The 5,639-nt window shown below is 47.6% G+C and carries 5 protein-coding genes and 1 pseudogene; all 6 read left to right on the top strand.

The genetic code is table 11. The features are described from left to right. Positions 1-469 precede the first annotated feature (469 nt). The gene (locus STRDD11_RS10340; protein WP_128837229.1) at positions 470-3,016 is read left to right on the top strand and encodes a M1 family metallopeptidase; all 2,547 of its coding nucleotides are present in this window, start codon (positions 470-472) and stop codon (positions 3,014-3,016) included. Positions 3,017-3,202: 186 nt separating this feature from the next. Continuing rightward, complete coding sequence (locus STRDD11_RS10335; protein ID WP_128837228.1) at positions 3,203-3,487, top strand: helix-turn-helix domain-containing protein; 285 nt, start codon at positions 3,203-3,205, stop codon at positions 3,485-3,487. A gap of 52 nt (positions 3,488-3,539) precedes the next feature. Beyond that, positions 3,540-3,863 carry a DMT family transporter gene (locus STRDD11_RS10330; RefSeq protein ID WP_128837227.1) on the top strand — a complete coding sequence of 108 codons (324 nt, stop codon included), beginning with the start codon at positions 3,540-3,542 and terminating at the stop codon, positions 3,861-3,863. A 14-nt stretch (positions 3,864-3,877) separates the two neighbouring features. Next, positions 3,878-4,689, top strand: a pseudogene (locus STRDD11_RS10325) (SDR family NAD(P)-dependent oxidoreductase). Positions 4,690-4,832: 143 nt separating this feature from the next. Continuing rightward, complete coding sequence (locus STRDD11_RS10320; RefSeq protein ID WP_128837226.1) at positions 4,833-5,306, top strand: hypothetical protein; 474 nt, start codon at positions 4,833-4,835, stop codon at positions 5,304-5,306. 120 nt (positions 5,307-5,426) lie between these two features. Next, the coding region (locus tag STRDD11_RS14645; protein ID WP_241209413.1) for a response regulator at positions 5,427-5,639 on the top strand (213 nt) is incomplete at its 3' end.

Below are 5,639 nucleotides of genomic sequence, written 5' to 3'. Positions count from 1 at the left end.
TGATTAGGAAAAGATACTTCATATGTTAATTATACCACTGATTTTCTAAAAAAGAAAGCGTTTACCATATATTTAGAAAAATATATTTAGGATAAGTTGCAAAAGCCTGCTGTATCAGGAAACAAAAGGAGAGATTGTTTATGCCGGACTTACCCGGAAAGCGTATGCAGAATCCCTTGGCCTTCAGTGGCCGGCACACAAGCAAACGATTCCGTCTTTTCGTTTGAGGCAGGGACATAAAACTGACAAAGTAAGTGTCAAAAACAGCTTGGGATTTGGCTTTCTCTGGCCAGCAGCTAGAAAGGAAGACTGGCTGACAAGATTGAAGACTTCGTCTGACCGATTTTTGTCCTGCTCACAGGGCTTCTCTGCCACCCATTTATGACGAATTCAGTTAAATATGTTACAATGTTAAAAGATGATACCAAGCAGCGCCGGGAGCTCTGCTAGGTTAGATGAGGAGAAAAATATGCAAGCAGTTGCGCACTTTATTGATACATTTGTCCCTGAGCATTATGATTTATTTTTGGACTTGAATCGTGCTGACAAGACTTTTTCAGGCAGGGTTTCCATTACAGGGGAGGCTAAGTCTGAGACCATTTCCCTCCACCAGAAGGGATTGACCATTGAGACCGTTGAGTCAGCCGGTCAGGCTCTCGCTTTTACAGTCGATGATGCCAATGAAGCTCTTTATGTGGAGCTCGGAGCAACCGGCAGCCAGACGGTCACCCTGACCTATTCCGGTCGGATTACGGACAATATGACCGGGATTTACCCCTCCTACTATAGGGTCGATGGCGTCAAAAAAGAAGTCATCTCTACTCAGTTTGAAAGCCATTTTGCCCGCGAAGCCTTTCCGAGTGTCGATGAGCCAGAAGCTAAGGCAACCTTTGATCTGGCTTTGAAATTTGACCAGGCGGATGGAGAGCTGGCCCTGTCCAATATGCCGGAAATCGACAGCGAAAACCGCAAAACCACCGGTATCTGGAAGTTTGAAAGAACGCCCCGCATGTCCTCCTATCTCCTTGCTTTTGCTGCAGGCGATTTGCAGGGGATAACTGCCAAAACCAAGAACGGAACGCTGGTCGGCGTTTATTCGACCAAAGCGCATCCGCTCCAGAATCTTGAGTTTTCACTGGATATTGCCGTTCGGGTGATTGACTTTTACGAGGAATACTACGGGGTGGCCTACCCCATTCCGCAGTCGCTTCATGTGGCTCTGCCAGACTTTTCGGCAGGAGCCATGGAAAACTGGGGCTTAGTCACCTATCGCGAAGTTTATTTGCTGGTAGATGAAAACTCCACCGTCACCAGCCGTCAGACAGTTGCCCTGGTCGTAGCCCATGAGCTGGCTCACCAATGGTTTGGCAATTTGGTTACCATGAAGTGGTGGGATGACCTCTGGCTTAACGAAAGCTTTGCCAATATGATGGAGTATGTCAGCGTGGACGCCATTGAGCCAAGCTGGAATATTTTCGAGGACTTCCAGACAGGCGGTGTACCAGCAGCACTGAAACGCGATGCGACGGACGGCGTGCAGTCTGTTCATGTGGAGGTCAAGCACCCAGATGAGATCAATACGCTCTTTGATGCAGCCATTGTCTATGCGAAGGGCAGCCGCCTCATGCATATGCTGCGCCGATGGCTGGGCGATGCTGCCTTTCGCAAGGGGCTCAAGGCCTACTTTGAGCAGCATCAGTACGGCAATACCATCGGCCGTGATCTTTGGAATGCCCTTGGCCAGGCGTCAGGCCGCGATGTCGCAGCCTTTATGGACTCTTGGCTGGAGCAGCCAGGTTATCCCCTCCTCACAGCTAAAGTTGAAAATGACACGCTGAAAATTTCTCAAAAGCAGTTCTTCATTGGCGAACATGAAGACAAGGGCCGTCTGTGGGTCCTGCCCCTCAACAGCAACTGGACAGGGATTCCGGATACTTTGGAAGGAGAAAGTCTGGAAATTCCTAACTATGCAGCCTTGGCAGCAGCCAACAAATCTCATGGCGCTCTGCGCTTCAATACGGAGAATACAGCTCACTATATCACGGATTATCAAGGCGAATTGCTGGAGGCTATTCTGGGTACACTCACAGAGCTGGACTGCACCAGCAAGCTTCAGGTGGTGCAGGAACGCCTCCTTTTGGCAGAAGCCGGAAGCATTTCTTTTGCGGCCTTGCTGCCAGTCATTAAGCCGCTGACCAAAGAAAAATCCTATCTGGTGGTCTCTGCTGTCAGTGATGTGCTGGCAGGCTTGGAACGCTTTGTCGATGAAGGGACAGCAACTGAAAAAGCTTATCAGCGGCTGCTGGCTCAGTTCAACCGTTTCAACTTTGACCGCCTTGGTTTTGAAGCCAAAGCAGGAGAGCCGGATGAGGATGAGCTGGTCCGTCAGCTGGTCATTGCCAATATGATCAAGGCAGACGATGCCCAGGCCAGTGCTCAGGCCAGTCAAATCTTTGCCGACTATGCGGAGGATTTGGCCAAGCTGCCTGCGGCTATCCGTCAGCAGATTCTCATCAATCAGATGAAGCATCATGAAAGCAGAGAGCTGACTGAGCAGTATCTCCATGCCTATGTGCATGCGACAGACGGCAACTTCCAGCGCCAGCTGGCTGCTGCGCTCTCCAAGACGAAAGACGCTGATCATCTGGCCCTGATGATGAAGGAGTGGAAAAACAAGGATGTCGTGAAACCTCAGGATCTGCTGATTTGGTACGCTTCTTTCCTTCGAAGCGACTATGCTCAGGAGACCGTTTGGACCTGGGCACGGGAAAATTGGGACTGGATCAAAGCTGCTCTTGGCGGAGACATGAGCTTTGACAGCTATGTCGTGGTGCCAGCCGCAATTTTCAAAACCGAACAGCGCTTGGCAGAATACAAGGCTTTCTTTGAGCCTCAGCTGGACGATATGGCCATCAGCCGCAATATCCGCATGGGCATCAAGGACATCGCCGCACGTGTGGACCTGATTGCGCGTGAAAAAGCAGCTGTAGAGAAAGCTCTGAAAGCAAACAGCTAACATATAGAAAACAGCAGACTCATGAGTTTGCTGTTTTTTTAAAGAACTGCTTCGCCATTTTCATATCTTTTAAAATCATGTTATAATAGCCCTGTCAAAGAAGTTTTACCTAGAATAATTTTGAATGTCAAAGAATTTCGTCTAGCCAAACGGTAAAGAAACGAGTAAAATGTGGAAGAAAAGCAAATGTTAGGAAAGCAGTTAAAATTGATTCGAGAACAAAAAGGCTATAGTCAAGCTCAGATTGCAGAATATTTAGGAACCACGCGGCAGACTATCTCGAATTGGGAACATGATAAAACGATTTTAGATAGCCGCAGTCTGATTCGCTTAGCTGATTTTTATCAGATTTCTTTGGATGAGCTATGCGGCCGAAATGCTATCCCTGCATACAAGGGAGCGGGTCTCAGAACCATGATTTTGACCAATGCCTGCACTCTTTGGAGCTGCTTGGTTTCGTCGCGCAGCTAAAGCCATTGTTTTCCTGCTAGCTTTTTAATATTCTTTATTCTAGGAGGAAAATATGCCCTATCTTTATCTATCTTTTGCCATTTTATTTGAAGTGGCTGCCACAAGTCTCTTAAAACTATCGCAAGGTTTTTCTAAAATGCTTTTTGGGATTCTTGCGCTGGTCTTTTATGGCTTGTGTTTTTTCTTTTTGTCGCTGTCTTTGAAAGGCATTCAGCTCAACCTTGCTTATGCTATTTGGGCTGGTATCGGATTGGTCGGAACAACAGTGCTTTCTATTTTTCTTTTCCATGAAAAAGTGACAGCTACAAGCCTCATAGGAATCGCCTTGGTTATCTCGGGACTTGTTTTGTTAAACTTATCGCAAAAGATTCATTAATCAAAGGAGCATTTATGGGAAACAGTTATTTTAAAAATAAAAAGGTAGCGATTATCGGTGCCAGCGGCAGTCTTGGCTGTGCTTATGCTCAAGCCTTTCAGCAGGAAGGAGCCCAGCTTTTTTACTAGGACGCCATGTCGAAAAAGTTCAGAGACTAGCCCAGAAAACAGCGGCTGAATATTCTCTTGCAAGTTTTGAAATTGGCAGCGAGGAGTCGCTGCAGGCAGCAGTAGAAGCGATTCGGAGTTGGTCAGACCAAGTGGATATCATTATCAATGCTACTGGCTTCGATGTACGCAAATCTCTGTCAGCCCATTCGACAGCGGAGATTAAGCAGACACTGGACACCAATTTGCTGGGTGCGGTTTTGCTGACAAAATGCTTCCTCCCTCTTTTATCGGATAAGGCAAGCTCTACCCTTGTTCATACAGGCGGTTTTGCAGATGGACGGCTGGCCTTTCCTTACTATAGCGTGGATGTGGCTAGTCGGGCCGGTGTTTTTTCTTTTATTGAAGCTATGAATCGGGAGTTAAGGGCAGAGGGGAGAAAAAAGTATATCACTTATTTTTGTCCCAATGCAGCAGCTACACCGTCCGAAGCTCCCTATCACCCTGTCTGGCGTGAAATGGGTCTTGCTATCTCCAGTCCAGCTGAGGTATGCCAGGCTCTGCTCAAGGGGATTAGGAAGCGCAGAAGAGTCATTCTTATGGGGGCGGGGACAGGCTTATTTGCTAAGATTAATCTCTTGTCTCCTTCCTTGGCCGATTTTTTGTTGCTCAATCAATACAGCCGGATTCTAAAACACTATTTCGCTGCTGCTGACTGATCCGCCTTTCAGCCTTCTTTAAGAAAAATTCAGTCCTCTTTAAGAAAAACTTTTATAATAATGCTAACTTAGTGAGACTGAACTAGGGCTGGAAAGTCTGTGCAGATAGGCTTTACCAAAAACAGAAAGAAGGAAATTTCTAAATGGATATGGAAAAAATGATTGTGGTGAAAAAGAGCACGAAATGGTGGCTGACTGCGGCGACCAGCGGCGCTCTGGCGGTAGGGCTCTTAGGCGGTTATGGTCTGGCAGCAGCTGTGTATAGCACAAACAGCCAGCAGTCAGGACTGCAGAATGCCGCAACGAATCAGAATCTGCCCCAGCAGGGACAAAACGGTCAGGCTGGTGCTGGCCAGCCGCCGCAAGACGCTCAAAATGGGCAGCATGGACAAAATGGCGGACCGGGCAACGGCATGCCGCCGCAGGACGGAGGTCCTGCTCAAAACGGCGGGCAAAACGGCGGACCGGGTCAAGGGATGTCACCTCAGGAGGGGAAAAACTCTGACAGCAACAGATCTGCAGGCTCTCAAGACCAGAAAAGCAAAAATAAGTCCGGCAGCAAGTCTTCCAACAGCGACAAGACGACAGCAGACAGCAGTAAAAGCACAAGCAGCTAAAATAATGCTGATCGCCGTAGAAAATGTTTCTGATTTTGGGCCGAGTCTGTTATAATAGGATAGAAAAGTGAATAAGACGGCGAGAATGACTCAACGCTTTGTCTTATGAAGGAGAAAGAAATGATTAAAATTCTATTGGTAGAGGATGACCTCGGTTTATCAAACTCAGTATTTGATTTTTTAGATGATTTTGCAGATGTGATGCAGGTTTTTGACGGTGAAGAAGGTCTCTACGAGGCAGAGAGCGGGGTCTATGACCTCATTCTTCTGGATCTCATGCTGCCTGAAAAAGACGGCTTCCAAGTCCTGAAAGACCTCCGGGAGAAGGGGGTG

The organism is Streptococcus sp. DD11 (assembly GCF_001578865.1).
GTDB lineage: Bacteria > Bacillota > Bacilli > Lactobacillales > Streptococcaceae > Streptococcus > Streptococcus panodentis.
This window is presented reverse-complemented; position numbering and strand designations above follow the sequence as displayed.

Coding starts and splice junctions, on each gene's coding strand:
- STRDD11_RS10335 (WP_128837228.1), top strand. CDS start 3,203: ATGTTAGGAAAGCAGTTAAAATTGATTCGAGAACAAAAAGGCTATAGT.
- STRDD11_RS10330 (WP_128837227.1), top strand. CDS start 3,540: ATGCCCTATCTTTATCTATCTTTTGCCATTTTATTTGAAGTGGCTGCC.
- STRDD11_RS10340 (WP_128837229.1), top strand. CDS start 470: ATGCAAGCAGTTGCGCACTTTATTGATACATTTGTCCCTGAGCATTAT.
- STRDD11_RS10320 (WP_128837226.1), top strand. CDS start 4,833: ATGGATATGGAAAAAATGATTGTGGTGAAAAAGAGCACGAAATGGTGG.